This is a genomic window from Streptosporangium sp. NPDC048886, from assembly GCF_055586905.1.
Genome location: NZ_JBVJHH010000064.1, coordinates 14,536 through 40,341 on the forward strand (window position 1 = coordinate 14,536; position 25,806 = coordinate 40,341).

Consider the following 25,806-nt stretch of genomic DNA (forward strand, 5'->3'; position numbering starts at 1 on the left):
GCTTGCCGTACGACCTGAGATGGATGGAGCGGCCGGATCAACGGATTCGGCTGCTTCTATCGTTGAGGCGTGCAAGAAGCCCTCACGTATCACGATCAGACTTTCATCAACTTTCGAGATTTCCATTTTAAGGATCATGGGCACCGCTGGGTCGACATCAAGCGCTTTGGGCTGTCCCTGCCGGAAGCCGACGATGCTCACCTGCTGACGGAGCTGATCGGGCATGAGCAGTACCGAGACGACTACGCCGGAGGAGGAGCCGAGGCCGACGGGCTCCGCCACGGCCCCTACTGGCTGCGGAACCTGAGCTTGGACGCGTATGCGCAAGTCGATGAAGTGAGCGCGAACGCCACTTTGCGCAGTTGGGCGGAACAATTCGGAGCTCTTCCCGCAGCTCTGTCCGCCCGGCTGGACCGTGAGGTTCGTCCGCTGATCACGAAAGCCGGCGGAAGGTATCAGCTCAAAGATCTCGGCCGTGCGGCGTTCCACGACTGGGGTGGAGTCCACACCGAGTTCCATGAACTGGTCCTCATCGACCATGACGCCCGGAGCTTGTCGCTTCTGGTCGCCGCCGACGACTGAGACACAAGGCTCGGTCGGCTTTCCGCGTTTCCGGGGGTCTACGGCTTCACACAGGCGCCGGGAAGCGGACCGTGGAAGATTTCCGGAGTCAGGACGACGCTGGCGAGACGGGCGGTGAGGAGTAACAGTCCCTTGAATCCAGGTGAGCTGATGTTGTAATCGACGTCCGCAGGATCGGTGTCGGGGTCGAATCCTGCGGCGCGCATTTCCTCGACGAACCGATTAGGGTCGCTTCCCTGGCGCCAGTACGGACTCACTGGGTCGAAGGAGGTCACCGTCTCGCCGTTGGCCAGGTACACAAAGCGACTCCAGGCATTGACGTTGGAAAAGATCATGATTGCTTCGGTTTCCGCCGAGAGTGCGTCCATGATCTTGGGGTCGAACAGTCGTTCATCGGATGCTTCGATGACCACGGTCCATTCGCCGGACCGCCACGCGCGTACGGCCTCAGGCAGCGGGCACTCGCTACTCGTGAACAGGTCGATATCGCTCTCGTCGGCGCCCGCTCGTCGCAGTGCCTCGACTTCGTCGATTCCGCGGATGAACGTCAGACTGCACGCCTGTCCCAAAACCTCGATGTCGTATAACCATGCGATATCGGCCTGACTCACCTGGATCATCGTCGTCCTTGTTCTGCCTGTTCTCCACATCGATGAGGACAAGGTAGTGGTCATGATCGCAATCAGTCGCGAAACGGCGTCGGCGACGCGGGAAATCTTGAGGGCTTGAGGTGTCCTCGTCCAATGTGACCTGGCCAAACGCTCACAAGATCAACCCGTGAATAGACCGTGACCAGTGAGTCAGGGCTGCGATCGGTGGCCTACGGCTGCACGCGGTGGAAGCCGTACCCGGGAAGAACGCCCAGGTCGTACGGCAAACCACAAGGTCAACTAGGTGCCCCCGGCATGATTCGAACATGCGACACCCGCTTTAGGAGAGCGGTGCTCTATCCCCTGAGCTACGGAGGCAGGGGCTACAGGTAAGAGTAGCGAAAATGGCGAGTGCGTGTGCGGTCGGAGGGTGGGTGGGGGGTGGATGACGGGTTATCGCTTCGCTGAGCTGCGGTAAAAGGGCGGCAAGTGGGCACAGATCCGGGGTTTGGGATGGCTAATGTCACGCTCCGTGATTGAACGGCGACGGAAGCGTATCCGAGGGCATCGCGCGCTGCGGCCGCTGGTGCTGTGTGGGGCGATGCTCGCGCCCGCGCTTCTGGCGGGCGGTCTTCTGGTGGCCGAGCTCACCGGATATGACCGGGTCCTCCGGGGGGACGTCGCCAAGGTGGGGCCCCGGGGGGTGGTGGCTCAGGGGGGCGGGCCCGTCGTGGCGCCGGTGGTGGAGCCCGGCCGGGATGTGATCCTGAAGCCGAGGTTGGTGCCTCCTCCCTCGCCTTCTCCTTCCCCGGATCCGGTCCAGGCGTACGGGGGATGGACGTCCCCGGCCGTGGCCGACGTGCGGCGCTCGGCGGCGGACGCCGCTCCGGTGGACGTCCCTGACGTCGTACGGAAGGTGGTGCCCCGGCGGTCCGAGCCGCCTCAGGCGAGGCGGACGCCGCCGCAGCCGGCGCGGACGGAGGGCGGGTTCGGCTGTCCGGGGGAGTGGCGGGATACCTGGCTGTGGGAGGTCTGTAAGGAGCAAGAGGGGCGAGAGGCCTGAGGGGTGGGCCGCTAAATGGGGTGTTCAACGCATATCGGCTGCGCTGGGCCCGGCCCGGGCACTCAGCCAGCTGTAGTAACGTGCGTGCCTGACCCAGGTCACGAGTTCGCAAACGGAGGGGTCGAAAGTGCCACCTCGTCGATCAGCGGGTCTGATCGCCGTTGTCGCGACCATGACTTCCCTCTTGCCGGGGGCCGCTGCCGCGCAGCGGGCGTCGGCGGAGGTCCAGCCCGTCGCCGCCCGCGGATCCACGAGCCATGCCATGCCGAGCCGCGAGTCCGCGAGCCTGGCCGGGGCGCGTGGTGAGTCCGCGAACCTCGGCGGGCTGCGGCGCGAGCCGGTGAACCTCACGGAGTTGCGCCGTGAGGCGGAGAAGGCGTCCAAGGATCTGGAGGGCGCGACGAAGGCCCTGGAGCAGCGGCGCGCCAAGATCCAGGCTTCGCAGAAGGAGCTCACCGCCAAGCTGCGCGAGCTGCAGGCCGCCGAGAGGGCCTTCGCCCAGGTGCGGCAGCCGCTGTCGGATATCGTCGGGCAGCTCTACCAGCACCAGACCATGGGCAGCGACGTGGCGGGTTTCCTGTCCGGCGCGTCCGACGCGTCGACCTTGCGGGCCATGGCGGCCGTCTCCCAGATCGTGGCCGAGCGCGACCAGATCCTCCAGGAGAGCAGCCGCCTGCAGGCCGAGCGCGAGCGGCTGGCCGCCGAGGCGCAGGAGCTTCGGGCGGGCACCCTGCTGTCGGAGGCGCAGATGGGCGCCGAGATCGAGACGCTCAGGGTCCGTTCGAGCAAGATCGTGAAATCGCTGACCCAGGCTCTGGTGAAGCTGGGAGTGAAGGTCGACAAGGGAGGACAGCCCGCGGAGGGCTGTGCCCCGACCAAGGCGTTGTCGGCGAACGAGTTCGCCAACGGGCTGATCCCCAAGGCCTACCTGTGCCCGCTCCAGCAGCGGGGCAACGAGCTGCGCGGAGACGCGGCGCTGTCGTTCATCAGCCTCAACGAGGCGTACAAGCGGCAGTTCGGCAGGCCCATGTGCGTGACCGACAGCTACCGGAACCTGGCCGAGCAGCAGTCGGTCTACTACCGCCGCCCGGGCTTCGCCGCGGTCCCGGGCCGCAGCAACCACGGCCTGGGGCTCGCCGTGGACCTGTGCGGAGGCGTGGAGCGTTTCCGGTCGCCCCAGTTCAACTGGCTGGAGGCCAACGGCAAGAAGTTCGGCTGGTTCCACCCGAAGTGGGCCTACATCAGCCCGTTCGAGCCCTGGCACTGGGAGTACGACCCGAAGCTGGGCTCCCTGCTTTAGAGCTCTCTGCTGTAGACGCGCTGCTGCAGAGCTCCCTGCCGTAGGGGCTCGCTGCCGTGGGGGTCCGCGCCACCGGTGTGACCGGCCGGGGGTGTGACCGGCCGGGGGCGTGGAGGGCCCATCCGGATGCGGGAGAGCCCGGCGGGAAGTGGGGAGGCGGCCGGCGGCTATCGTCCGCGATGGTTGATCGTGATCGACAGGTGCCCGCCGGCCTGGGCCGAGGCCAGTCGGACCGCCTGTTCCGAGGTGGTGGCCAGCACGATGAGCGCCCCCCGGTCAGGCTCCCCGTCCGGGGTGGTGATGACGGTGACGTCTTCGGCCACGGTCCGGGCGGGGGCGGCGCCCTCCCAGGTGGAGGAGGCGGCCAGGACGTCGACGACGTCGCCGGGTGACAGCAGCCGCGCGGTCTGGGGGTCGGCGACGCGGACCGGGGTGGCGACCGTTCCGGGGCCGTGGGCGGCCAGCAGCCCGGGGCCGAGCAGGCGGACGTCCGTCAGCGGCTCCCCGCGGCGCATGGGGCCGGCCAGGACCCTCCCGGCGACCGGGGCGCCGGGCCGTACCACGCCGTCGGGGACCGTGTCGGGCCGCAGCGCGACCGCCTTCAGGTCGGCGGCCTCCAGCGTGCCGCCGGGCAGATCTCTGGCCGCGGCGAGGACGGTCACCGACGCGGTGTCCGGCCGCAGCCCGATGAGGGCGCACGCCATCGCCAGGGCGGCGACGACGGCGGCGATGAGGCGGTGGCGACGGCCGAGGAGACGGCGGAAGGCACGCATGACTGGCTCCATTACTCCATTACTCCGTTGTGCCCTTGCGCTCCATGCCCCGTTGCGAGGGAACAGGCAGCAGATAGCAGGCAGGGAGAGCCGGGCGGCGCGGAGCCCGTGACGAGGTGCCCGCCGTACGGCGGGGCGGGGGTGGCGGCGGGGCGCCCGCCGTACGGGCCGGGCGGAGCCTGCCATCGGCGGGGCGAGGGACGGCGGGGCGCCACCGCCGGATGACGGCGGGGGTGAGGTGCCCGACATCCGGTGGAGGGGACGCCCGACATCCGGTGGAGGGGAATGGGAGAAGGGGAGTCGGGAGGCGGCGGCTATTCGGGGAGGTCGAAGGGGAGTTTGAGACCGTCCAGGGCGGTGCCGCAGGGGCAGGTGCGGTCTTGGGGCAGGGCGGTGACGATGTCGGTGACGAGAGTGCGCATGCGGGCGACGTTGGTGGCGAAGAAGGCGAGGACCTCCTCGTGGGTGACCCCCTCGCCGACCTCGACCCCGGCGTCGTGGTCGGTGACCAGCGACAGCGAGGTGTAGCACAGGGCCAGCTCGCGGGCGAGGACGGCTTCGGGGAAGCCGGTCATGCCGACGATCGTCCAGCCGTTGGCGGTGAACCAGCGGGACTCGGCGCGGGTGGAGAAGCGGGGGCCCTCGATGACGACCAGGGTGCCACTGTCGGCCAGATCCCACCGGGAGGACCGGGCGGTCGACGCGGCCGCCGCGCGGCCGGCCGGGCAGTAGGGGTCGGCGAAGGCGACGTGGACGACGCCGCCGGTGTCGTAGTAGGTCTGCGCGCGGCCGGAGGTGCGGTCGACGAGCTGGTCGGGGATGACCAGGGTGCCGGGGCCGAGCTCGGGGCGGAGGGAACCGACGGCGCTGGGGGCGAGCACCTGACGGACGCCGAGGGAGCGCAGCGCCCACAGGTTGGCGCGGTAGGGGATGCGGTGGGGCGGGAAGCGGTGGTCGCGGCCGTGGCGGGGCAGGAAGGCGACCGGGCGCGATCCGATCCTGCCGACGGTGACGACGTCGCTGGGCGGGCCGTAGGGGGTTGAGACCTCGACCTCCGTGGCGTCGTCGAGCAAGGAGTAGAAGCCCGAGCCGCCGATGACTCCGATATCCGCGCGAGTGACCATGGCGCCGAGATTAGCGTCATGGACGCCTCCGGAGGAGGGCGATCCCCTTCCTGTGGATAAAGCACTGAGCCTGTGGATAACCAGATCGTCAAGTGTGACGTTCTGACCGCTCTCGGTGGGAACCGCTGGTCGGCGGTAGCGTCTTGGAGCCGGCCCCGGCTGGCGGGCAGGTGGCCGACCGGCTGGTCGCGGAGGCCCGTGAAGGGCTCGGACGGCCGATCCGCGGCTGGGACCCCGGCGGGCACCCCGAGCCCCAGGAGCTGCTCGGCTCGGCGGCCGATCGCCCGGGAGCGGTTGAGCCGGTCTCAGAGGCGCGGCGTCGGGCTCTCCGGGCGGCTGCCTTGCCTGTCCGGGCCGCTGGTCTGTCCGCAGGAGCGGCTGAACCGGTCTCAGGAGCGCGGTGTCGGGCTCTCCCCGGACGGGCTGTCCTGCCTGTCCGGGCCGCTGATCTGTCCGCAGGAACGGCCGCCCGGCCGGCTCGGTGGCCGGCCTGTCCGCCGGAGCGCTCGGCCCGACTCCCGGAGCGGCTGGGCCGGCCCCGGGGAGGGGGTCTCAGGAGGCCGCGGGCGCCGGGCTGCTGGCGGTCTTCGAGGACGTCGATGACGACGAGGACGCGGACTCCGTCGACGAGCCGGACGACCCCGAGGAGCCGGACGAGCCCGACGAGGAGCTCGTGCTCGCGGAGCTCACCGTGCTGGTGGACGAGGAGCGGCTGTCGGTCCGGTAGAAGCCGGAGCCCTTGAAGACGATGCCGACCGCGGAGAACACCTTCCGGAGCTCGCCCGAGCACTTCGGGCACTCGGTGAGCGCGTCGTCGGAGAACTTCTGGACGATGTCGAACTCGTTGCCGCATGCACTACAGGCGTACTGGTAGGTGGGCACGCGATCCTCCTCGTTGGTCCGCGCCGATTGGCACTCTATAGACGCGACTGCTAATGGTACGCAGCCGACAAGCTTAAACGCGAGTCGAAGCTGTCGCATTCCAGTCGGATCAGGTGCCGACCAGGGGTTCGTCCCCCCAAAATCGGGTGCCCGGCCCGCCGGATCGGGGTACCCCGACCCGCCCGATCCGGAGGTCCGGTCCGCTGGATCGGGGTACCCCGATCCGCCGGATCCGGGGGGGCTGGTCCGCCGGGCTCAGGCGCCCAACTCGCCGAACCAGCCGGCGAGTTTGCCCCGGCGGCTGATCGCCCGGATCCGCCGCTCGACCGGGTCCCGGCAGGCGGCGGTGGTCACGACCAGGAGCTGGTCGTCGACCCTGATCCGGGTGGAGTCGGAGGGGACGAACGTCCGGCCCTCCCTGACGATCAGCGTGACCTGGGCGTCGGTGGGCAGCCGCAGCTCGAAGATCTCCACGCCGTGCAGCTTCGAGGTCGGCGGCACCTTGATCTGCAGCAGGTCGGCGTTGAGCTCCTCCAGCGGGGCCGAGTCGACCTCCAGGTCGCGGGCCTCGTCGGGGGTGGAGAGCCCGAGCACCTTCGCCACGAAGGGGAGCGTCGGCCCCTGCAACAGGGTGTAGACGACGACGATGACGAAGACCTCGTTGAACACGAACTTGGCGGTCCCCTCGGCCACCGAGTGGGCGGCCCAGGGGATGGTGGCCAGCACGATGGGCACCGCTCCGCGCAGCCCCGCCCACGACAGGAACGCCTGTTCCCGCCAGTTCAGCCGGCCGAGACGGGCCAGCCGTACGAGGAGGGCCGAGACGATGATCGACAGCGGTCTGGCCACCGCGACCAGGATCAGCCCCGCCACCAGGCCCGGGACGATCGCCGACGGCATCTCCGACGGGCTGGCCAGCATGCCGAGCATGACGAACAGGCCGATCTGGGCCAGCCAGGCCACGCCCTCGGCGAAGCCGCGGGAGGCGGCCCGGTGCGGCATCCGGGAGTTGCCCATGACGAGGGCGGCCAGGTAGACCGCCAGGAAGCCGCTGCCGTGCAGGAGCACGGCGCCGGCGTAGGCGACGAACGCCAGCGCGAGCACCGCGATCGGATACAGGCCGGAGACCGGCAGCGCGATGCGGCGCAGCGCGTAGACCCCCACGGGCCCGACCGCCAGGCCGACGACCGCGCCCACGGCCAGCTCGAAGACGACCAGCAGCAGCGCGCTCCCCAGGCTGGGCGAGGTGCCGGCGCTCAGCAGCATGACGGCGATGACGGTGGGCGCGTCGTTGAAGCCGGACTCGGCCTCCAGGACGCCCGCCAGGCGCGGGGGCAGGGGCAGGCGGCGCAGGACGGAGAAGACGGCCGCCGCGTCGGTGGAGGCGAGGATCGCGCCGAGCAGCAGCGAGGTCCGCCAGTCCATGCCGAGCAGCAGGCGCACCGGGACGGCGACGGCCACGATGCTCACCCCGACCCCGACGGTGGCCAGCACCAGCGCGGTCGGGATGGAACGTTTGACGTGGTTCCAGTTGGTGGTCAGACCACCTTCGGCAAGGATGATCGCCAGGGCGACCAGGCCGATCTGCTGGGCGAGCTCAGGGTTCTCGAACTGGAGCCCGAAGCCCGACTCGCCGACGAGCAGGCCGAAGCCCAGGAAGATGAGGAGACTCGGCAGCCCGCTCCGGTGGGCGACCCGCACCGCGAGGATGGCCGAGATGACGATTCCAGCCCCGAGAAGCAGCCAGACATCCCATCCCATCTGGCCCCCTCTCTGACTCCAGGGACCATTGTGTCGCATTCGGCCTAGTCGTCAGGCACACCGTACGGGACGGCGGTGATCCCGCTCGGCAGGGCCGCGTAGCGGACCGGCAGGTCGTGAGGCTCGGCGGGGACGCCTTCCAGCAGCTCGCCCTCATGCAGCAGGGCGACCGTCGGCACGTTCGGGCCGACCCTCGCCAGCGCCCGGTCGTAGGAGCCGCCGCCGCGGCCGAGCCGTACGCCGGTGGACCGGTCCACCGCCAGGGCGGGCACGATGACCAGGGCGGCCGTTCTGATCGCGTCGACGCCCCGCCGGGTGTCCACCGGCTCCATGATCCCGAAGCGGCCGGGGGCGAGCGTGTCAGGCCCGTCGTAGACCGCCCAGTCGAGGTCGTCGTCGTCGCGGAGCACCGGCAGGATCACGGTGGCGCCGTGTTTCCACAGCGCGAAGACGAGCCCGTGGGTCGCCGGTTCCGTGCCGACCGACCAGTAGCACGCGACGAGCCCGGCCATCTGGACCCACGGTTGGTCCAGCAGCGTCTCCCGTGTCCGGACGGAAGCCGCGCGCCGCTCGTCCTCGGGGATCGAGGCCCGTGCGGCCTCGATCGTCGAACGCAGCTTCAGCTTGTCCACGGATCCCTCCACTATGGTTTCGGTTATGGCCGACTTCCATCCTGTGACCAAAGCCGTTGTTCCCGCAGCGGGGCTTGGCACCCGCTTCCTACCGGCGACCAAGGCGACTCCCAAGGAGATGCTGCCGATCGTCGACAAGCCCGCGATCCAGTATGTCGTCGAGGAGGCGGTCTCCGCCGGGCTGCTCGACGTCCTGATGGTCACGGGTAAGAACAAGCGTTCCATCGAGGACCACTTCGACCGGGCGATCGAGCTTGAGGACGCCCTGGAGGCCAAGGGCGACGACGAGCGGCTCTCCCAGGTGCGCGAGCCCGCCGACCTGGCGACCCTGCACTACGTCCGGCAGGGCGAGCCGCGCGGTCTCGGCCACGCGGTGCTCTGCGCCAAGCAGCACGTGGGCGACCACCCGTTCGCCTGCCTGCTCGGCGACGACCTGATCGACTACCGCGACGAGCTCCTCAAGCGCATGATCGAGGTCCGCGCCACCTACGGCGGCAGCGTCGTCGCGCTGATGGAGGTGCCCAAGGAGCAGGTCTCCCTGTACGGCTGCGCCGCCATCGAGCCCACCTCCGAGCAGGATGTGGTGCGGGTGACCGACCTGGTGGAGAAGCCCCCGGCGGAGGAGGCCCCGTCCAACTGGGCCGTCATCGGCCGCTACGTCATCGACCCCGCCGTGTTCGAGGTCCTGGAGAACACGCCTCCGGGCCGCGGCAACGAGATCCAGCTGACCGACGCCCTGCGCACCCTGGCCGGACGCGGCGGCGACGAAGGTGGACCGGTCCACGGTGTGCTGTTCCGCGGCCGCCGCTACGACACCGGCAACAAGCTCGACTACCTCCGCACGGTGGTGCAGTTCGCCGCCGACCGTCCCGACCTGGCCCCGGAGTTCATGCCATGGCTGAAGGAGTTCCTGGCGTCCCGATGAGTCCGATGAGATCGGTTGACGAGCACCTCGCGGACATCCTGCTCACCGTGCGGGCGCTGGCCCCGCTGGAGCTGGAGCTGGAGCACGCGCTGGGCACCACCCTGGCCGAGGACGTCACCTCCCCGGTCCCGCTGCCGCCGTTCGACAACTCGGCCATGGACGGCTACGCCGTACGGGCCGAGGACGTCAGGCAGGTCCCGGTGACGCTGCCGGTGATCGGTGACGTCGCCGCGGGCGACGGCGGGCGGCTCGCCGTGGGCCCCGGCACGGTCACGCGGATCATGACCGGCGCCCCGGTGCCCCAGGGCGCCGACACCGTGATCCCGGTCGAGTGGACCGACGGCGGCACCGGTCAGGTCACGATCGGCCGGTCGGCGCCGGAGGGAAACGCGATCCGCCGGGCGGGCGAGGACGTGCGCGCCGGCGACGTCGTGCTGCCGGCGGGGACCCTCATCGGCCCGGCGCAGCTCGGCGTCCTGGCCGGGGTCGGCCGCCGCCGGGTGCTGGCACGGCCCCGCCCGAGAGTCGTGGTGATCTCCACGGGCGCCGAGCTGGCCGAGCCCGGCACGCCCCTGGCCCCCGGCCAGATCTGGGAGTCCAACAGCTACACCCTGGTCGCCGCCGTCCGTGAGGCCGGGGGCGAGGCCTACCGGGCCGGGGTCGTGGCCGACGACGCCGCGCTGTTCCTCGACCAGCTCGACGCCCAGCTCCTGCGGGCCGACATCGTGATCACCAGCGGCGGCGTCTCGATGGGCGCCTACGAGCCGGTCAAGGAGGCGCTCGCCCCGCTCGGCACGGTCCGCTTCGACCGCGTCGCCATGCAGCCCGGCATGCCCCAGGGCTTCGGCGTGGTGGGCGAGGACCAGATCCCGATCTTCGCGCTGCCCGGCAACCCGGTGTCGTCCTTCGTGTCGTTCATGCTGTTCGTCCGGCCGGCGCTGCGGAAGATGCGCGGCCTGCCCGCCGGGCCGACGCCGACCGTGCGCGCGGTGACCGCCTCGCCGCTCCGCTCGCCCGAGGGCAGGCGGTCATACCTGCGGGCGGTCCTGTCGGCCGACGGGTCGGTCACACCGGTGCGGGGGCAGGGCTCGCACCAGCTCGCCGCCCTGGCCTCGGCCAACGCCCTGATCGTGGTCCCCGAGGAGGTCACCGAGCTGCCCGAAGGCGCGACCGTGGAGGTCATCCCGCTCTGAGCGGCCGGCGGGCGGGCCGGAGCGACGAGCACCGGCACCGGATCACCGGGGGCGATGAGCACCGGCACCGGATCACAGGGCATGGTGTCCGTATGAGCGGATTCACACATATCGACGAGACCGGCGCGGCACGCATGGTGGACGTCTCGGCCAAGGACGTCTCCGTCCGTACGGCGAGCGCCACCGGCAGGGTGCTGCTGTCGGCCGAGGCCGTGGCCCTGCTGCGGTCGGGCGACATCCCCAAGGGCGACGCGATCGGCACCGCGCGGATCGCGGGCATCATGGGCGCCAAACGGACCCCCGACCTGATCCCGCTCTGCCACCCGATCGCGCTGCACGGTGTGAAGGTCGAGCTGACCGTGGTCGACGACGGTGTGGAGATCACCGCCCGGGTCAGGACCGCGGACCGGACGGGAGTCGAGATGGAGGCGCTGACCGCCGTCTCGGTCGCCGCGCTCGCGCTGATCGACATGGTCAAGGCGGTGGATCCGGCGGCCGTGATCACCGATGTCCGGGTCGAGGAGAAGACCGGCGGCAAGACCGGGGTGTGGACCCGGCAGGAATGACCTCCGGTGGCCGGGGCTGGGAGTCCGGTGGCCGGGGCTGGGAGGATGGCGGCATGAGAGCTCTGGTGATCACCGCTTCCAACCGGGCCGCCGCCGGGATATACGAGGATAAATCCGGGAAACTACTGGCCGAGCTCCTCGCGGGGGCCGGGTGCGAGGTGGACGGTCCGCAGGTGGTCCCCGACGGCGATCCGGTCGAGGCGGCGCTGCGGGCCGGGGTGGCCGAGGGCTACGACGTGATCGTCACCACCGGCGGCACCGGGCTGACCCCGGCCGACCTCACCCCGGAGGCGACCGGGCGGGTGCTCGACCGGGAGATCCCCGGCATCGCCGAGGCCATCCGCCAGGCGGACCGCGACAGGGTGCCCACCTCGATCCTGTCCCGAGGGCTCGCCGGGCAGGCGGGCGGCAGCCTGATCGTCAACCTGCCGGGCTCCTCCGGCGGGGTCCGCGACGGCATGGCCGTGCTCCTGCCGGTGCTGGAGCACGCCGTGGACCAGATCCGCGGGGGAGACCATCCCCGCTGAACCGCCTGGCGGACTCCATGGCACGCCGGCGTGTCTTGGGGGGATGATGGAGGGCGTGGATCGACTTCGTGGCTGGCCGGTGACCCTGACGGAAGGCCCGGTGGGACTCCGGCCACTGCGCCTGCGTGATGTTCGTCTCTGGCGGGAGTCACGGCTGCGCAACGCCAACTGGCTCCGCCCCTGGGAGCCGAGCAATCCCGAGACCCCCCTGTTCCGGACCGGGCTCGGCCCCTACATCGCGATGGCCGGCACCCTCCGCAGGGAGGCCAGGCAGGGGCTCGCGCTGCCCTGGGTCGTCACCTACGAGGGCGCCTTCGCCGGGCAGCTCACCGTCGGCGCCATCGTCTGGGGCTCGGCCAGGTCGGCCCAGATCGGCTACTGGGTCGACGGCGCCCTGGCCGGCCGGGGCATCATCCCCACCGCCGTGGCCATGGCGGTCGACCACTGTTTCTTCACCACCGGGCTGCACCGGGTGGAGGCGAATATCAGACCGGAAAATCACGCTAGCCGCCGAGTGGTTGAAAAGCTCGGCTTCAGGGAAGAAGGCATCAGAAGGCGGCATCTGCACATCGACGGTGCTTGGCGTGACCATATTTGTTACGCGCTCACGGTCGAAGACGCACCAAGAGGCCTGCTCGTGCGGTGGCGGAGAGCACGGGAAGCGGCAGCCCATGGTGGCGCTCCGCATGAAGAGGTTTGAAGATCTCGCGACACACCGCACTGAATACTCGTCAAATAGTGACACGCGGTCTTACGGTGCGTGACGTGAGCACATTGAAGACGCCAAGAGACCACAGGCGTTTTCATGCTGCCCGGAGGTGGCCGTGAGCAGCGCTCTTCTGTACCTGGCCATTGTCATTATGTGGTTGTGCGTCCTCGTCCCCATGTGGTTGCGCCGGGACCGATCCACCTTCGTCGAGCTCGACGGGGGCGCCGAGCCGTACGCCCAGGACGAGCAGCCGGCCGAGGCCGAGGCTCCTGACACCGGGCCCGACACCGAGCCCGGCGTCGTGCCCGAGGGCGCGGCCGGCCCCCGGCCCACGCGGGCCCCGGGCGAGCGCCGCCGTGCCGAGCGCCGCCGTGCCGAGCGGCGCCGCCGGGCACTGCGGGTGGCCAAGCGCAGGCGGCTGACCCTCTGGTGCACGCTGCTGGTCCTCGCCTCGGTGGTGACGGCCGCCGTCCAGGTGATCCCCTGGTGGGCCGTGGCGCCCTCCGTGGTGCTCCTGGGCTCCTATCTGGCCATCCTGCGGGTCTCGGTCCAGATCGACGCCGAACAGCGCAGAGCCGCCGCCCAGGCCCGTACGGAACGTGCCAGGCGCGCCCGTCGGCGGACCGCCGAGCTGGAGGCCCGGCAGTCGGTGGCGGAGATCATCGACCTGGCCGCGCACCGGGACGAGATCTTCGACCAGTACGCCGAGACCCCCCGCCGCGCGGTCGGAGATTGATCTCCGGCTCCGAATGGCGCGAGCGGCTCCGGAAGTTTGCTAACCTAGTGCACGTCTTGGGGATGTAGCGCAGTCCGGTAGCGCACTTCGTTCGCATCGAAGGGGCCAGGGGTTCGAATCCCCTCATCTCCACCCAGGTCAGAGGCCGCTTCCGAGAGATCGGGAGCGGCCTTCTGCGTTGCTGAGTGACCAACTGGGTGACTACGCCTCACGGGGTGGCTGCGGCTCCCCAACCGTCGTACTCGGCGTGATACCGAGCCGCCAGGTCGTCGAACAGGTTGCCCGTCTCCCGCACGAAGTCGGGCGAGATCACCGCATTCGTTTCACAGGTCACCGGCCAGCTGTCCGGATGCTCCGGGGAGGGCTTCCCGACCTCGGGACGCAAGCCGTAGCCGGCGCGGTTGGCCTCCTTGGCGATGCTCTGAGCGGCATCGAGGGTCGGGGCGTGCAAGTAGAAGTCCACATGACGAGGCTGCTCAAGATCAGCTCCTGCTTTGGCGAGCTGATGCATCACCATCAGGTCCTTGTACTTGATCCCAAGCTCTGGTGACCGCTCTTCCAGATTGACTTGCTCACGCTTCTTTCGTCGGAACGGCCACATGCGACATCCTTCGTATTTTTGTTCGGATTGGTGATCATAGTCAGTCCGGGAAAAGCTGGTCCATGGCCTCAGCTCCCTTCAGAAGCATCGGGCGGAGCTGCTTGCGGCGGACGGTCCCGGTGACCGAGGTTTGTGGTGGCCGACCAGGCGGGAGACGTCCTCCGGGAACACCGGAGTCCGACAGCAGCGAGACGGAGCTGTGGCGCAACTGACGGTTTGGACTGTCTGAAGTACGGCTGTGCAGGCCCCACTGGAGCGGCGCGCTGTTGCTCGCGGGAACGAGAATGCCAGGACCACCGAAGGTGACGGCTGCCCCGACAAGAGCCTTGATGCCCCCCAGGGCTTGATGTCCCGGGGACGGGCAGCCTGATCGGCGGACCTTGAAGACAGGCCAGCGTCTTGCGGAACTCGAAGCCGAGACCGGCATCCAGGGCGAACGATCTGCAGTGGTAGCCGGATTGCAGTAACCGGATTCCCGGTGCGTGCCGTTCTTGGGCCCGGTGCATGACATCTTCCATCAACCGGCGACCCATGCCGCGATTCTGGCGGTCCGCATCGACGACTACCGGCCCGATGCCGACCACAGGAGAGCGTTCATTGCGGAAGTTGCTTCCGACGACCCGTCCATCCAGTTCCACGACGACGCTGTAGAAGCCCGGATGGGCTGACAGGATGTCCACCGGCCCCGTCGCGGTGTCCAACGTTCGGAAAGTCGCAGGGGAAGCCGTGCTCGCGCGCGATTCGGTCGAACCCTGCGAAGCAGATCCTTCCGCACTCCACCGCGTCGGAGCGTGTCCCCGGGCGCAAGAGGAGATCCATGACCACCTCCGTCAGGGGTGCCAGGATGCACGTCGCTGATCGGTCGCTACGCGCATCCGGCCTGGTCGCGATGCCTTCACTCCCGATGAAAGCACTTGCCCCGGTTCATCTACAGCGGGAGGATGGCAGGCCCGCCGCCAGGACGTGTTCCAGAAGCGGATCATCGGGTGGTCATTCCTGGGGTGATCTTGAGGAGGTCGGCCTGGATCGCAGGGCCGAGATGAATCTTTGCCGGGTCTACTCATCCATGATCACGGATTGCGCCCGGAACTGCGACCACGCCAATCTACTGCTCTACCGCGCGAGCGAATCGATGGTCACGCCGGGCACTGAGCCGACCCCTGGAGTTGTCCCACTCGATGACTTTCGAAACAGGCCTGGGCCCTTCGGGCTGAATGACCAACTGAGTGACAACGGCCGTGGACGAGGTCGGATGACCATGGACCACCAAGGATTGTTTCCGCGACGTCAGGCGGCGGTCACGGTCCCGAGGTGGGTGACCTGGCTTCACATCAAAGGGGCCAGAGGTTCGAATCCCCTCATCCCCACAAGACCGAAAGGTCCGGTTCCAGATCATGGAGGCGGGCCTTTCCGCTGTTCGGAGTCCATATGGCCGATCAGCCCCCTGGGGGGACCGTACGGCCTCTGCAGGTAGGAGATCGGTTCTCTTCAGCGCAGGTGTTGGGGCAGTCTCAGCCACATGTCAGCTTGGCCGACGATCGCCCGATCGTCGGTCGGACGGAGGCCCGCGCCGGCGCAGCAGTAGGCCACGGCCTCGCCGTGGTAGAGGTAGGTGGCCAGGATTTCCTCGGCTGATTCGTCGTCGGACACGCTGCCACCGCCAGGATGGGTGTCCCATTCTTCGATGACGCCGTCGCGAGTGATGCTTCCCTGGTTGCCGCTCTTGGGATTGGCGAACAGCCCGTAGCAGACGGTATCCACCGACAAGCGTCTGGTGACGCTGGACATGGACGCGATGTATCCCCATGGTTGGCTGACGACGCATCCGCCGGGCACATCCGTGACACCGACGACAGCCAGGCCCTCATCGTCATCCGACCAGGGATCCTCAATGATCGCTTCCATGTCGTCGTCATCAACCGGCGTGGCTTCCAGACGCTGTGCCGCCTCGGCTGCGCTGATACCGGCCACACATGCCAGGCTGAAGCCGTCGTAGTCGAAGTCTCCCAATGCGGTGATCAAGTGCCTGGCTTCCGCCACCACGGCGGTCTCCGCGGTGGACAGGCCGATCTCCCGGGAGGGGATGGTGAACAGGTCGGGGGTGGGGGTGGCCAGGCTGAGCCGTCCGGGGGACCAGCCGTTCATCATCGGCCGCCACGGGTCCGCTCCGGCAGCGACCAGGGCGCGGGCGTTGTCCGGGCGGTTGGCGAAGACGGCGAGCCAGAGTGCGGTGCGGCCCTCATCCTCCGCGTCGACGTCGTCGACGCGCCGGGCCAGTTCCGCGACCACTTCCGGTGAGCCTTCCTCGGCTGCTTCATGGAGGGGCCGTCCATGGAAGTGCGTGCCCGAATTCGGGTCGGCACCCGCGTCGAGTCGAGTACGGATCAGAGCAAGATCCGTCCAGGCGTTCCAGGCCATGCCGGACCATCCGGCTCCGTCGGTGACAGCCATGGCACTCCTTGAGAGGATGTACGGGATATGAGCGCTGATCATGACGTACAAGGCCGACAAATTCGGGCCGGTCGCGGGAAGCGCCACAAGCAAAGCGCAGCTTCCTGTGGTCATGGTCATTCCGGCGGGCGGGCGGCTGAGCGGAGTCAGCGAAAAGCCAGCGGACCCGCTGACACGGGAGCGTGGCCGAGATCATCAGACGGCATCGGCGCGATACCTGACGGCGCAGGAAGACATCCGGCGAGCGGGCCCGGCACGTCCTACCAGGGTTCACATCGAAGGGGCCAGGGGTTCGAATCCCCTCATCTCCACCAGGCAGTAGGGGCCGTCTCTGTTGACCAGGAACAGCTCCTTCCGGTTGTCCCGGATGGCTGGCCGGGTGACTAGGTCAGTCCGGGGAGCTCCTTCGCCCGGACCCACCGATCGTCTGTGCTGGGGTGGACGTCGTGGGGCACTTGTCAGGCACGGCTCGCCTGCTCATCCCTCCAGGGCACGCAGCCGCCTGGCGATGTCGGCTGTGTCCTTCGGCTCTCCGGTGGCCACCGAGGTCACCAGGGCTTCGGCTGCGTCGGTATCGGTGCCGCTCAGCGTCTCGCCGTTCAGCTCGAGGGAGACGACGGTGGAGGTCCAGGCGAGTCTCTTGTTCCCGTCGACGAGCGGATGCCCGATGAGCAGGCTCTGCAACAACGCGGCGGCCTTGGTCCACAGGTCAAGGTAGGCGCCCTCGCCGAAGACGGTGGTTTGCGGCCGCAGCACGGCCGCGTGGAGCCGGCCGCCGTCACGCAGGCCGACCGTGGGCAGGATCTCCTCGGCGATGGCGAGGACGTCGGTCTTGGTGAGGTGGACCGTCATTGGGACAGGCGGTGGAGCAGTTCGGCATCGCGCTGGGCGACCTTACGGGCGATGGCTCGCACCGCGCTGGTCTGCTTGCGCGTCAGATACTCCTCGATGGCGATCACGATCTCCGAGTTCAGGCTGTTGCCGTCCTCATCTGCCACGGCACGCAGCCGACGGTGAGTCTCATCGGGAAGCCGAAGCCGTAGATCCATGAACTGAATGGTGCCTCAATGGGGTAGCAGGTGGAGGAACCATCATGCTTGGCCACCGGGATGAGCCGGCCGTTGAGCCTGACAACTCCAAGTCTCGGAGGCGTGCCAGCTGAGCCGACGGTCTGCCTCCTGGACGACGGCCTTGCTGACCTCATGGTGACGCGGTGGATGAACACCAGGCCGCCGGACTTGCTTCAGATCGGTGCGTCACCTACTGCCGCCAGCAACTCGATGGGGAACTCACGGTCGGCTTGACCGACGGCGAGCGCTACCCACCGGCCGACTTCCGGCCGCCGCCAGACGAACATCTGTCCGCTGAGCTGGCACAGTTGGTCCATCGGTTCCGCAGCCGGGACTTCACCCGACAGGTAAGGCTCCAGATTGACCACCTCGGGATGGCCCCAGTGTGCCGTCAGAGTGGTCGCCAGCTCCCGGTAAGTGACGTCGATCTCCTGCTCGGCTGCTTCGACGGTCTCTTCACTGCGGTCGTCCCAGAAGTCCTGGCTGGCCTGGAGGACACGCACGTGGTAGCCCGGACCGCTGGAGAAGCCTGCCATCCGCCGGGACTCCTGAGGAAAGGGGAGGGAGAGCAGGTTCCTGATGATGGCATGTCGATCTTCGGCGGCCATGCGGTGAGCTTAGCGAGCCGGTGAGCACGGGTGAGCACTGCACCGGGAGACTTGGGCTGAGTGACCAACTGAGTGACAACGGTCGTGGACGGGGCCGGACGACCATGGACCGCAGAGGGCTGTTTCCCCGACTTCCCCGACGTCAGAGCACGCCGACCATGGTCGCGGACCCCGTGACCTGGCTCCGCATCGAAGGGGCCAGGGGTTCGAATCCCCTCATCTCCACAAGATCGAAAGGCCCGGTTCCAGATAATGGAGCCGGGCCTTTTCGTTACGCCGCCGGTCAGGTCCACCAGTCTCGTTCGGGCAGCTTGAGCCACATGTCGGGTGGACCGGTGATCGACCTGGCGTCGGTCGGGTGCAGGCCCGCGCTGGCATAGCAGCAGGCTACGGCCTGGTATTGGTAGAGGTAGGTGGTAAGTATCTCCTCGGCTGACTCATCGCCGACCACGTTGCCGCCGCCGGGATGGGTGTCCGACTCCTCGATGCCGCCGTTGCGGGCGACCAGTCCCTGGTAGCCGCTCTTGGGGTTGTCGCCCATCGCGTAGCAGACGGTTTCCGCGGAAAGGCGCTTCGCGACGCCGGAGGTGTAGGCGATGTATCCCCATGGTTGGCTGACGACGCATCCGCCGGGCACCTCTGTGACCCCGATGACAGTCAGACTGTCATCGAAGTCCGAGAAGGGATCGTCCATGATCTCTTCGATGTCGTCGTCATCAGCCGGTACGGCTTCCAGGCGCAGAACTGCCTCGGCGGCGGTGACGCCGGCCACGCACGCCAGGCTGAAGCCGTCATAGTCGAACTCTCCCAATGCCGCGATCAGACGCCCGGCTTCCGTTACGGCAGCGGTCTCGGTGGCGGACAGGCCGACCTCGCCATCGGGAAGAGCGAACAGGTCAGGTGTCGGAGTGGCAAGGCTGAGCCGTCCGGGGGACCAGCCGTTCATCATCGGCCGCCACGGGTCGGCTCCGGCGGCGGCCAGGGCGCGGGCGTTGTCGGGGCGGTTGTTGAAGACGGCCGTCCAGAGGGCGGTACGGCCTTCGTGTTCCGCGTCGACGTCGTCGACGCGCCCGGCCAGTTCCGCGACCACCTCGGGTGAGCCGCGCTCGGCCGCCGCGTGCAACGGCCGTACATGGAAGTACACGCCCGTGTTGGGGTCGGCGCCCGCGTCGAGCCGGGCGCGGATCAGGGCGAGGTCCGTCCAGTCGTTCCAGCCGATGCCGGACCACCCGGATCCGTCGTTGACGACCACGGCGCTCCTTGAGGGGATGTACTACGGATCATGCGAACGCCGATCATGGCGGGTGAGACCGACAGATTAGGGCCGCAGCCAGCCCACGAGGGAGTGGTGCCCTTCATCGATCATGTTCATGACAGTCGGCGAGAGACTGGGCGGAGTCAGCGAAAAGTCAGTGAACCCACTGACACGAAGGCGTGGCCGAGATCATCAGGCGGCCGTGAGGTGCCGTGCTCTCAGCAGCGGGACGGCGGCGGCGAGCGCGGCCACCATGGCCAGGGCCAGGCCGGGGAGCAGGGTCAGCGGCGTGGGTGAGGAACCGCCGAGCTCGGCGAGCCACTCGGCGGGCGTCTCCAGCAGCGCTCCCAGGCTGCCGGCCAAAGCGGTGAGCGCGAGCAGCAGGCCGCTCACCCGGCCGAGCAGCCGGTCGGGCGTGATCGCCTGGCGGTGACTGAGCAGGGCGACGGCCACGACAGCCGTTCCGGTCAACGGGACGGATCTTCCGATCAGGTGCCAGAGGTGCCCCCAGCCCGTGCCGGACAGCGCGAGCAGCAGCATGAACGGCTGGCTCACCAGCACGGCCGACCAGGCCAGCCGGAAGGCGCCGAGCCTCCGGTGCAGCAGCACGGTCAGCAGCGCCCCCAGGAGAGGCGCGCTGTAGAGCGGCAGCATGACCGCCCACCAGGCGAACTCGCCCCACGGCATGTCTCTCAGTGCCGCGTCCGTGGCCGCGCTCCGTGCCTCGTCCGTCGCTTCGTCGGCGAGTTCCGCCGACAGCGCCGACACCGCCAGATACAGGGTGATCGCCCGTAACGCCGGCTGCCTCACGGTGAAGCCGACCCCCTCCACCGTCTCCCGCCACAGCCCCGCCCGGGGCGGCGGTGGCTCCTCGACGGCGCCGACGCCGCGCCACAGCGACGCCGCCCCGGCCATCGCCACGCTGACGACGACCAGAAGCGCGAACTCGTCCCCGTCCAGTAAGGACAGCGCCGGCACCAGCGGCAGAAGGAGGATCTGCGGCAGCACCGACAGCAGGGCGTTCGCCGGGACCAGGCGCTCACGCCCGACGACGGACGGCAGGTAGGCGTCCTGGCCCACCGAAGTCACCGCCGCCAGGACGGTCGTCGCCATGATCACCGCGGTGACGTGCGGACCGCCGGGCGTGCCCAGACCGTCGGCCACCATGAGGGAGGCCACCGCCACCGCCCCCAGCAGGGCCATCACCATCAGTACGGACCGGCGGCGCCGCGCCCGGTCGACCAGCACCCCGAGCGGCAGCCCCAGCAGGATGGGCGCGAGAGTCCCCGCTGCCCCGTTGAGGACGATCACGTCGAGATGGTCCGTCGGCGGCTCCGGGTCGCTTCTCAGCAGGCTCGGCTCGGCGAACATGAAGGAGATGTAGAGAGCGGCGGAGGCGAGACCGAAGATCAGGAACCGCCGCGACCGTAACGGGCTGGGGGTGGTCATCCGGCCATCATTTCCATGATCGTTCGGTCATCGCAAACCATCGGGAGATCGGCTGGACGCGGTCACGGGCACGGCCGGCACCCGGCGGTCCTCGGTCACGGGCACGGCCGGCACCCGGCGGTCCTCGGTCACGGGCACGGCCAGCACCCGGCGGTCATCGGTCCGCCCGCCTCCACCACCCGGCGGTCCTCGGCGGCCGGAGCCCGGCGGTCATCGGCCACCACTCGGCGGTCACCGGCCCGTCCGCCTCCACCGCCCGGTGACCGGCCCGGCTCCGCCGGCGGTCCGGAGCCCGGCCGGGCCGTGATCCACCGCGTCCGCTCCCATGGTTGACACCCTCGTCCGGCCGGGCAACGATCCTTTTCGCCCGGTCATGTAACGCTCCGTCCGCCTTCTTCCAAGCAGGGATGTATTCGGGAGGACGACGAAGGGAGCACGGCCGGTGCGCCTCAGACAGAAGGGGTCGGCGGAGATCTCCACCGACCCCGAGGCTTTCGAAGCCTTCTACCGGCGCCACGTCGAAGCGGTCACGCGATTCCTGGCCCGCCGGGTGGCCGACCCTCACACGGTCGCCGACCTGGTCGCGGAGGTGTTCATCGCGGTGCTCGACTCGGCGCACACCTACCGCCCCGGCCTGGGCAGCGAGATCGGCTGGTTGTACGGCGTGGCGCGCAACACCCTGTCCGCCGAATGGCGGCGGGCGGCGCGTGAACTGCGTATCGCCAGCCGGATCGGGGGACGCCGCCTCCTCGACGCCGACGACCTGTCGCGCATGGAGGAGCGTCTGGACGCGGAGAGCACGGCCCGGCGGGCCTTCGAGGCCATGGCCGGACTGCCCGAGAGCGAACGCGCCGTCCTGGAACTGGTCGCCATCGACCAGCTCTCGGTGGCGGAGGCGGCCGCCGCGCTCGGCATCCGGCAGGGGACCGCCCGGGTCCGGTTGCACCGTGCCCGTCAGTCGCTGCGCCACGTTCCCGGCGTCGTCCCGCCCACGGTCATGGAAGGACTCCGATGAACTTCGAGGAGAGACTGCTCATGGAGCTGAAGGCAGAGATCAACGAGCGGGCGGCGCGGGGGCCCGTCCGCAAGCCGCTGCGCCGCCGCCTGCTGGCGGGGGTCGCGGCCGCGGGCGTCGCCGCCGCGGCGGTGGTGGCCGTGCCGCTGGTCACCGGCTCGGAGAGCCCGGCGTACGCGCTGACCCGGAACCCGGACGGATCGTTGACTTTGAAGATCAACGAGTTCCGGGACCCGGACCAGGTCGAACGGGACCTGGCCGAGCTGGGCGTCAGGGCCGATGTCTCCTACGTCAAGCCGGGCAAGTGGTGCGCCCCCGACCGCGGGCGGATGGCGGGGCCGTCGTCGTCCGTCGACCGGGCGGACCTGGGGAGCAAGGACCCCGAGGTCAGGGCCAAGGCTCTGAAGCTGATGGAGGACTCGCCCTCCGAAAGGGCGTACGACCTGGTCCGCAACGGCGGCGGGGTGAGGATCTACCCCAAGGAGATCAAGCCGGAGCAGACCGCGGTCATGATGTTCACCGAGAACGACGACCAGACTTCGGGCCCGGAGAAGCCCAGGGCGCTCTGGCAGTTCGGTTTCGTCCTCATCGACGGCCCGGTCAAGCCGTGCACGGTCGTCGACGACCCGTCCTGGAACGACATCGGCGACCCGGTGAAGAACCCCGAGGCGTTCCCGCCCCCGGGCAGCTGATCCACTGATTCACGGGGGGTACGGCGGGCGCCCGCCGTACCCCCCGTGGACCCTCCAGTCGGCACGTGCCAGTTGGCGCGTGCCGCGGCCGGAGGGGCGTCGGCGGCGGGGTCAGGCTCTCTCCTGCCGGGGCATGACGACCTCGCGGACGATGAGCAGGACCGCCGCGACCATGGGGATGCCCAGCAGGGCGCCGACCACGCCGAGCAGCGCGCCGCCGACCAGGGCCCCGACGATCGTGGCCAGCGGCGGGACGTCCACCGAGCTCTTCATCACGCTCGGCGCGATCCAGTAGTTCTCGATCTGCTGGTAGACGGTGAAGAAGATCACGCAGATGATGCCGACGGTCGGTGAGACGAAGAACCCGACCAGGGAGGCGACCCCCGCCCCGATGAAGGCGCCGACCATCGGGATGAGGTCGGTCAGGGCCACGATGAGGGCCAGGGCCAGGGCGTAGGGGACCTCCATGATGACCAGGAAGAAGAAGGTCGTCACCCCGGCGATCAGCGAGATGATCAGGTTCCCCGCGACGTAGCCGCCGATGCTGTCGATGATCTGGTCGCCGAGCAGGCCGGCGCGGGTCCGGCGGGACCTCGGCACCAGGCGGTAGGCCATCTTCTTGAGCGAGTTCAGCGAGCCGAGGAAGTAGAGCGTCAGGACCAGGACCGTCAGCGCGTTGAAGACCGCCCCGATGAGCACCTGGCCGAAGCCGAGGACGCCGCCGAACATCTGGCTGCCGAAGTCGCCGCTCGTCACATACTGCTGGATCTTGTCCAGGAGCTGGAAGCGCTGGTCCAGGTCCCGGATCATCGGGTTGTTCTGCAGCTCCTGGACGTACTGCGGCAGCTTGGCCACGAAGTCGGTGGACTGCGTGGTGAGCGGGGGCACCACGGCCAGGCCGAAGGCGGCGAAGACGGCGATGACGCCGAGGAAGACCACGGTGATCGCGGCCAGGCGGGGGAGCCCGCGCCTGTGCAGGTTCTCCACGGCCGGGTTCAGGCCGATGGCGAGGAAGAGCGAGACGACGATGAGGATCAGCACCGAACTCGCGCTCATCACCGCCTGCACCAGCCACCAGGCGGTGAGCACGCCCAGCGCGGCGGTGAAGCCGAACACGAACGGATTGTTGCGCATCGACCGTCCGGGCCGGCCGAAGGGGAGGTCGGGGGAGGCCGCGTCGGCGGGGTCCGCCAGCGGCCGCACAGGACCGGCTGAGGTGAGGACCGGAGCGGCGGGGGTTCCGTGGGGGTGCACGGGGCCGGCCGAGGTGAGGACCGGTCCGTCCGGACCGGCGGCGGAGGCCGCGGGAGCGGCCGGGTCGGCGGCGACGGCGGGGGCGGCCGGTACGGCGGTTGCCCCGCCGGCGGGGGCGGCCGGTTCGGCGCGGTCACTGGAGAGGGGCTCGGGCACGGACGGCCACTGCCCGAGATGAGACGGATTAGTCGCCCCTGGGCAGCGGCGGGACTCGGTCCGGGCCGGGGCGGAGACGGCTCCCGAGGGGCCGGTCCGTGCGTGGTGGGACGTCCGAGACTCCGCTCAGGTTGCGGCGGGGGTCACTCGGGGCTCAGCTCATGTTGACGTACTGGCGGGGCCGCAGCGCGTGGCTCCGCAGCGCCGCCAGGGCGGCCGACCGGCCCGCCGGGGTGAGCTCGCCCGCCCGCCGGAGGCCGAAGGCGTCCAGGCGCCGTCCCAGGTCGGCCAGCGAGGCGTCCACCTCCGAGATCTGCCACTCCTCGCAGTCGACCACCGTCGCGACGCGGTCGCGGTCGGCGGGGGAGCCGTCGGCGAGCAGCATCAGCGCCACCTCCCGGGCCGACGCCCGGAATCCGGGCTCCCCGGGCTCCGGGGCCAGGAGGGCCGCCGCCGCGGCCTCCCAGAGCAGGTCGCGGTCGCCGAGCAGGCTCTCCCCGGCCGCAGTGATCACCAGCCGTCTCCCGGCGCGCCGCAGCGCGCCCATCCGCCCCTGCGCCATCTCGCGGACCGCCGCCAGCTCCGCGCCGCTCCAGCCGCTCTCCGCGAGCACGGAGCGGGCCAGGTTGTGCCGCTGGGTCAGCGGGATGCCGCCCGGCCGGCGGCCCAGCTCCAGCAGCCACCGCAGCGCTTCGAGGTGCTCCCCGGCCGGAGCCGGGATCGGGGCGTGCAGGCGCACCTCGAAGGGCTGGGCCAGCTCGCGCCAGGCGGCGCCCCGGCCGAGCACCCAGCGGTTCAGCCGCTCGCCCTGGACCCGGTGGAGCCAGTTGTCCCCGCCGAGCTCGACGCGGGGCGTGGTCAGCCAGTGGCGGGTCAGCGCCTGCCGCTCGGGCGAGCCGGCGGTGAGCTCCCCGGAGACGATGGCCAGCTCCAGCGCGGCGGAGCAGGCGCCGTGCGCGCCCAGCTCCTCGGGGCCCATGATCGAGCTCCACCGCAGCTCGGGCACGTCGGGCGGGAGCACCCCGGTGGCGTCCAGGGCGCTCTGGTAGGCGGCCGTCCCGGCGTCCTCGCCGGAACGGGCGTAGGTGCGCAGGATCTGCGCGGTCGTGGCGGAGGAGCAGAGCGCGGCGTAACGTTCCAGGCCGCCCAGCCGGAGCAGGCTGCCCAGCGCGCGGGCGACGGCGGGGCGGTCTCCGCCGAGCTTGGTCGGCAGCGTGTACCACAGGAACTCGCACACGTTGAGCTCGGTGATGGTCTCCAACGGCTCACCGCCGGTCAGCCAGTCGATGGCACTGCGGGCGTGCTCGGCGTAGTCGGGCTCGGACCGCTCCAGCTCGGAGAGGAGCGCGGCCACGTCCGGTGCAGGCATGCTCCGAAGTCTGCCGTATGCGGGCCTGCCCTGACGATGAACGTGACGTAATGGATCGTGCACGTCGCCTACCCTAAGGAATCAGCTCTAAGCAGCTCATATGTGCGGACGGTCAGATCCAGCCTTTCTTAAACAACATGCGCGAATGCCACTCCGCGTATGAGATGACCTCGGCGGTGAGCACCGGGTAGAGCCAGGCGAAGTTGACCAGCGCGAAGAGCGTGAAGGCGCCCACGATCGAGGCGCCGACGACGCGCCGCCGCGGCGCGGCGTCCGTCGGGCCGATGAGCAGCCCGGCGGCGAGCACGATCGCGAGGATCATGAACGGGACCATGGGGATCGCGTAGAACAGGAACATGGTCCGGTTGTCGGCGATGGCCCAGTAGAACCAGGGCAGCCAGCCGACGGCGTAGGCCAGCAGCACGGCCCCGGCGCGCCAGTCGCGGGTGGCGACGTACCAGGCGATCATCGCGATGAGCGCGGCCAGCCCGCCGTACCAGATGACCGGGGTGCCGACCCCGAG

General features: G+C 69.6%; 26 protein-coding genes, 2 tRNA genes and 2 pseudogenes. 12 read left to right on the forward strand and 18 right to left on the reverse strand.

What is annotated here, in order from left to right; translation table 11 throughout:
• Positions 1–69 precede the first annotated feature (69 nt).
• Complete coding sequence (locus tag ACZ6R6_RS45185; RefSeq protein ID WP_470103271.1) at positions 70–582, forward strand: hypothetical protein; 513 nt, start codon at positions 70–72, stop codon at positions 580–582.
• Between the two features lie 38 nt (positions 583–620).
• Here ACZ6R6_RS45185 and ACZ6R6_RS45190 read toward each other — a convergent pair whose 3' ends face one another.
• Together ACZ6R6_RS45190 and ACZ6R6_RS45195 are read right to left on the reverse strand one after the other, a co-directional pair.
• Positions 621–1,202 carry a DUF6461 domain-containing protein gene (locus ACZ6R6_RS45190; RefSeq protein WP_470103272.1) on the reverse strand — a complete coding sequence of 194 codons (582 nt, stop codon included), beginning with the start codon at positions 1,200–1,202 and terminating at the stop codon, positions 621–623.
• A gap of 275 nt (positions 1,203–1,477) precedes the next feature.
• Positions 1,478–1,550 (reverse strand) — tRNA-Arg (locus tag ACZ6R6_RS45195).
• Positions 1,551–2,407: 857 nt separating this feature from the next.
• On the opposite strand from ACZ6R6_RS45195, the gene ACZ6R6_RS45200 reads away from it, so the two are divergent.
• A complete protein-coding gene (locus ACZ6R6_RS45200; RefSeq protein WP_470103274.1) occupies positions 2,408–3,535 on the forward strand; it encodes a D-alanyl-D-alanine carboxypeptidase family protein in 1,128 nt (375 codons plus the stop codon).
• Positions 3,536–3,702: 167 nt separating this feature from the next.
• Here ACZ6R6_RS45200 and ACZ6R6_RS45205 read toward each other — a convergent pair whose 3' ends face one another.
• Together ACZ6R6_RS45205 and ACZ6R6_RS45210 are read right to left on the reverse strand one after the other, a co-directional pair.
• Positions 3,703–4,308, reverse strand: a complete 606-nt coding sequence (locus tag ACZ6R6_RS45205) for an RcpC/CpaB family pilus assembly protein (protein ID WP_470103276.1) — start codon at positions 4,306–4,308, stop codon at positions 3,703–3,705.
• A 314-nt stretch (positions 4,309–4,622) separates the two neighbouring features.
• Positions 4,623–5,432 carry an S-methyl-5'-thioadenosine phosphorylase gene (locus ACZ6R6_RS45210; protein ID WP_470103278.1) on the reverse strand — a complete coding sequence of 270 codons (810 nt, stop codon included), beginning with the start codon at positions 5,430–5,432 and terminating at the stop codon, positions 4,623–4,625.
• Positions 5,433–5,913: 481 nt separating this feature from the next.
• Here ACZ6R6_RS45210 and ACZ6R6_RS45215 point away from each other — a divergent pair, with 481 nt between their 5' ends.
• Entirely contained in the window at positions 5,914–6,159 is a 246-nt protein-coding gene (locus tag ACZ6R6_RS45215) for a hypothetical protein (protein ID WP_470103311.1), read from the forward strand.
• A gap of 62 nt (positions 6,160–6,221) precedes the next feature.
• Here the strand turns inward: ACZ6R6_RS45215 and ACZ6R6_RS45220 are convergent.
• The 3 genes and pseudogenes from ACZ6R6_RS45220 to ACZ6R6_RS45230 form a co-directional block, all read right to left on the reverse strand.
• A pseudogene (locus ACZ6R6_RS45220) lies at positions 6,222–6,413 on the reverse strand (FmdB family zinc ribbon protein); the annotation flags it as partial.
• Positions 6,414–6,569: 156 nt separating this feature from the next.
• Positions 6,570–8,075, reverse strand: a complete 1,506-nt coding sequence (locus ACZ6R6_RS45225; RefSeq protein ID WP_470103280.1) for a potassium/proton antiporter — start codon at positions 8,073–8,075, stop codon at positions 6,570–6,572.
• A 44-nt stretch (positions 8,076–8,119) separates the two neighbouring features.
• Entirely contained in the window at positions 8,120–8,707 is a 588-nt protein-coding gene (locus ACZ6R6_RS45230) for a 5-formyltetrahydrofolate cyclo-ligase (protein ID WP_470103282.1), read from the reverse strand.
• A 25-nt stretch (positions 8,708–8,732) separates the two neighbouring features.
• Between ACZ6R6_RS45230 and galU the strand changes: the two genes are divergently transcribed.
• The 7 genes from galU to ACZ6R6_RS45265 all read left to right on the forward strand — a co-directional run bounded on the left by galU (position 8,733) and on the right by ACZ6R6_RS45265 (position 13,495).
• Positions 8,733–9,632 carry a UTP--glucose-1-phosphate uridylyltransferase GalU gene (gene galU, locus ACZ6R6_RS45235; RefSeq protein ID WP_470103283.1) on the forward strand — a complete coding sequence of 300 codons (900 nt, stop codon included), beginning with the start codon at positions 8,733–8,735 and terminating at the stop codon, positions 9,630–9,632.
• A 5-nt stretch (positions 9,633–9,637) separates the two neighbouring features.
• Positions 9,638–10,825 (forward strand): molybdotransferase-like divisome protein Glp, encoded by a 1,188-nt coding sequence (gene glp, locus ACZ6R6_RS45240; protein ID WP_470103284.1) that lies wholly within the window; start codon positions 9,638–9,640, stop codon positions 10,823–10,825.
• Between the two features lie 92 nt (positions 10,826–10,917).
• Entirely contained in the window at positions 10,918–11,391 is a 474-nt protein-coding gene (moaC, locus tag ACZ6R6_RS45245) for a cyclic pyranopterin monophosphate synthase MoaC (RefSeq protein ID WP_470103285.1), read from the forward strand.
• Between the two features lie 53 nt (positions 11,392–11,444).
• Entirely contained in the window at positions 11,445–11,918 is a 474-nt protein-coding gene (locus tag ACZ6R6_RS45250) for a MogA/MoaB family molybdenum cofactor biosynthesis protein (RefSeq protein ID WP_306863551.1), read from the forward strand.
• Positions 11,919–11,964: 46 nt separating this feature from the next.
• The gene (locus ACZ6R6_RS45255; protein ID WP_470103307.1) at positions 11,965–12,618 is read left to right on the forward strand and encodes a GNAT family N-acetyltransferase; all 654 of its coding nucleotides are present in this window, start codon (positions 11,965–11,967) and stop codon (positions 12,616–12,618) included.
• Positions 12,619–12,742: 124 nt separating this feature from the next.
• Positions 12,743–13,363 (forward strand): divisome protein SepX/GlpR, encoded by a 621-nt coding sequence (sepX, locus tag ACZ6R6_RS45260; protein WP_470103286.1) that lies wholly within the window; start codon positions 12,743–12,745, stop codon positions 13,361–13,363.
• Positions 13,364–13,421: 58 nt separating this feature from the next.
• Positions 13,422–13,495 (forward strand) — tRNA-Ala (locus tag ACZ6R6_RS45265).
• A gap of 76 nt (positions 13,496–13,571) precedes the next feature.
• On the opposite strand, the gene ACZ6R6_RS45270 is transcribed toward ACZ6R6_RS45265, so the two are convergent.
• The 8 genes from ACZ6R6_RS45270 to ACZ6R6_RS45305 form a co-directional block, all read right to left on the reverse strand.
• Positions 13,572–13,964, reverse strand: a complete 393-nt coding sequence (locus ACZ6R6_RS45270; RefSeq protein ID WP_470103287.1) for a ribonuclease E inhibitor RraB — start codon at positions 13,962–13,964, stop codon at positions 13,572–13,574.
• Positions 13,965–14,032: 68 nt separating this feature from the next.
• The gene (locus ACZ6R6_RS45275; protein ID WP_470103309.1) at positions 14,033–14,644 is read right to left on the reverse strand and encodes a GNAT family N-acetyltransferase; all 612 of its coding nucleotides are present in this window, start codon (positions 14,642–14,644) and stop codon (positions 14,033–14,035) included.
• A gap of 808 nt (positions 14,645–15,452) precedes the next feature.
• Positions 15,453–16,415, reverse strand: a complete 963-nt coding sequence (locus ACZ6R6_RS45280; RefSeq protein WP_470103288.1) for an ankyrin repeat domain-containing protein — start codon at positions 16,413–16,415, stop codon at positions 15,453–15,455.
• A 477-nt stretch (positions 16,416–16,892) separates the two neighbouring features.
• A complete protein-coding gene (locus ACZ6R6_RS45285) occupies positions 16,893–17,267 on the reverse strand; it encodes a type II toxin-antitoxin system death-on-curing family toxin (RefSeq protein ID WP_470103290.1) in 375 nt (124 codons plus the stop codon).
• The gene (locus ACZ6R6_RS45290; RefSeq protein ID WP_470103292.1) at positions 17,264–17,464 is read right to left on the reverse strand and encodes an Arc family DNA-binding protein; all 201 of its coding nucleotides are present in this window, start codon (positions 17,462–17,464) and stop codon (positions 17,264–17,266) included. Before ACZ6R6_RS45290 ends, ACZ6R6_RS45285 begins: the two co-directional genes overlap by 4 nt.
• Positions 17,465–17,658: 194 nt before the next feature.
• Complete coding sequence (locus tag ACZ6R6_RS45295) at positions 17,659–18,093, reverse strand: hypothetical protein (protein ID WP_470103294.1); 435 nt, start codon at positions 18,091–18,093, stop codon at positions 17,659–17,661.
• Positions 18,094–18,376: 283 nt separating this feature from the next.
• Positions 18,377–19,345, reverse strand: coding sequence for an ankyrin repeat domain-containing protein (locus ACZ6R6_RS45300; protein WP_470103295.1), 969 nt, complete (start codon positions 19,343–19,345; stop codon positions 18,377–18,379).
• 195 nt (positions 19,346–19,540) lie between these two features.
• Positions 19,541–20,797, reverse strand: coding sequence for an MFS transporter (locus ACZ6R6_RS45305; protein WP_470103297.1), 1,257 nt, complete (start codon positions 20,795–20,797; stop codon positions 19,541–19,543).
• A gap of 442 nt (positions 20,798–21,239) precedes the next feature.
• Here ACZ6R6_RS45305 and ACZ6R6_RS45310 point away from each other — a divergent pair, with 442 nt between their 5' ends.
• Positions 21,240–21,812, forward strand: coding sequence for an RNA polymerase sigma factor (locus tag ACZ6R6_RS45310; protein ID WP_470103299.1), 573 nt, complete (start codon positions 21,240–21,242; stop codon positions 21,810–21,812).
• Complete coding sequence (locus tag ACZ6R6_RS45315) at positions 21,809–22,504, forward strand: hypothetical protein (protein WP_470103301.1); 696 nt, start codon at positions 21,809–21,811, stop codon at positions 22,502–22,504. The genes ACZ6R6_RS45310 and ACZ6R6_RS45315 overlap by 4 nt, the downstream gene beginning before the upstream one ends.
• A 111-nt stretch (positions 22,505–22,615) precedes the next feature.
• Here ACZ6R6_RS45315 and ACZ6R6_RS45320 read toward each other — a convergent pair whose 3' ends face one another.
• The 3 genes and pseudogenes from ACZ6R6_RS45320 to ACZ6R6_RS45330 all read right to left on the reverse strand — a co-directional run.
• Complete coding sequence (locus ACZ6R6_RS45320) at positions 22,616–23,914, reverse strand: AI-2E family transporter (protein WP_470103303.1); 1,299 nt, start codon at positions 23,912–23,914, stop codon at positions 22,616–22,618.
• 154 nt (positions 23,915–24,068) lie between these two features.
• Positions 24,069–25,283, reverse strand: a complete 1,215-nt coding sequence (locus ACZ6R6_RS45325) for a hypothetical protein (RefSeq protein ID WP_470103305.1) — start codon at positions 25,281–25,283, stop codon at positions 24,069–24,071.
• Positions 25,284–25,395: 112 nt separating this feature from the next.
• Positions 25,396–25,806: pseudogene (locus tag ACZ6R6_RS45330) on the reverse strand (phospholipid carrier-dependent glycosyltransferase); the annotation flags it as partial.

Bases quoted from the DNA above. Each gene is read 5' to 3' on its own strand.
- ACZ6R6_RS45270 (WP_470103287.1), bottom strand. From the start codon at position 13,964: ATGTGGCCGTTCCGACGAAAGAAGCGTGAGCAAGTCAATCTGGAAGAG.
- ACZ6R6_RS45200 (WP_470103274.1), top strand. From the start codon at position 2,408: ATGACTTCCCTCTTGCCGGGGGCCGCTGCCGCGCAGCGGGCGTCGGCG.
- ACZ6R6_RS45305 (WP_470103297.1), bottom strand. From the start codon at position 20,797: ATGACCACCCCCAGCCCGTTACGGTCGCGGCGGTTCCTGATCTTCGGT.
- ACZ6R6_RS45315 (WP_470103301.1), top strand. From the start codon at position 21,809: ATGAACTTCGAGGAGAGACTGCTCATGGAGCTGAAGGCAGAGATCAAC.
- ACZ6R6_RS45295 (WP_470103294.1), bottom strand. From the start codon at position 18,093: ATGGCCGCCGAAGATCGACATGCCATCATCAGGAACCTGCTCTCCCTC.
- ACZ6R6_RS45285 (WP_470103290.1), bottom strand. From the start codon at position 17,267: ATGACGGTCCACCTCACCAAGACCGACGTCCTCGCCATCGCCGAGGAG.
- ACZ6R6_RS45255 (WP_470103307.1), top strand. From the start codon at position 11,965: ATGGAGGGCGTGGATCGACTTCGTGGCTGGCCGGTGACCCTGACGGAA.
- ACZ6R6_RS45225 (WP_470103280.1), bottom strand. From the start codon at position 8,075: ATGGGATGGGATGTCTGGCTGCTTCTCGGGGCTGGAATCGTCATCTCG.
- ACZ6R6_RS45190 (WP_470103272.1), bottom strand. From the start codon at position 1,202: ATGATCCAGGTGAGTCAGGCCGATATCGCATGGTTATACGACATCGAG.
- ACZ6R6_RS45210 (WP_470103278.1), bottom strand. From the start codon at position 5,432: ATGGTCACTCGCGCGGATATCGGAGTCATCGGCGGCTCGGGCTTCTAC.
- ACZ6R6_RS45290 (WP_470103292.1), bottom strand. From the start codon at position 17,464: ATGGATCTACGGCTTCGGCTTCCCGATGAGACTCACCGTCGGCTGCGT.
- glp (WP_470103284.1), top strand. From the start codon at position 9,638: ATGAGATCGGTTGACGAGCACCTCGCGGACATCCTGCTCACCGTGCGG.
- ACZ6R6_RS45250 (WP_306863551.1), top strand. From the start codon at position 11,445: ATGAGAGCTCTGGTGATCACCGCTTCCAACCGGGCCGCCGCCGGGATA.
- galU (WP_470103283.1), top strand. From the start codon at position 8,733: ATGGCCGACTTCCATCCTGTGACCAAAGCCGTTGTTCCCGCAGCGGGG.
- ACZ6R6_RS45205 (WP_470103276.1), bottom strand. From the start codon at position 4,308: ATGCGTGCCTTCCGCCGTCTCCTCGGCCGTCGCCACCGCCTCATCGCC.
- ACZ6R6_RS45325 (WP_470103305.1), bottom strand. From the start codon at position 25,283: ATGCCTGCACCGGACGTGGCCGCGCTCCTCTCCGAGCTGGAGCGGTCC.
- moaC (WP_470103285.1), top strand. From the start codon at position 10,918: ATGAGCGGATTCACACATATCGACGAGACCGGCGCGGCACGCATGGTG.
- ACZ6R6_RS45280 (WP_470103288.1), bottom strand. From the start codon at position 16,415: ATGGCTGTCACCGACGGAGCCGGATGGTCCGGCATGGCCTGGAACGCC.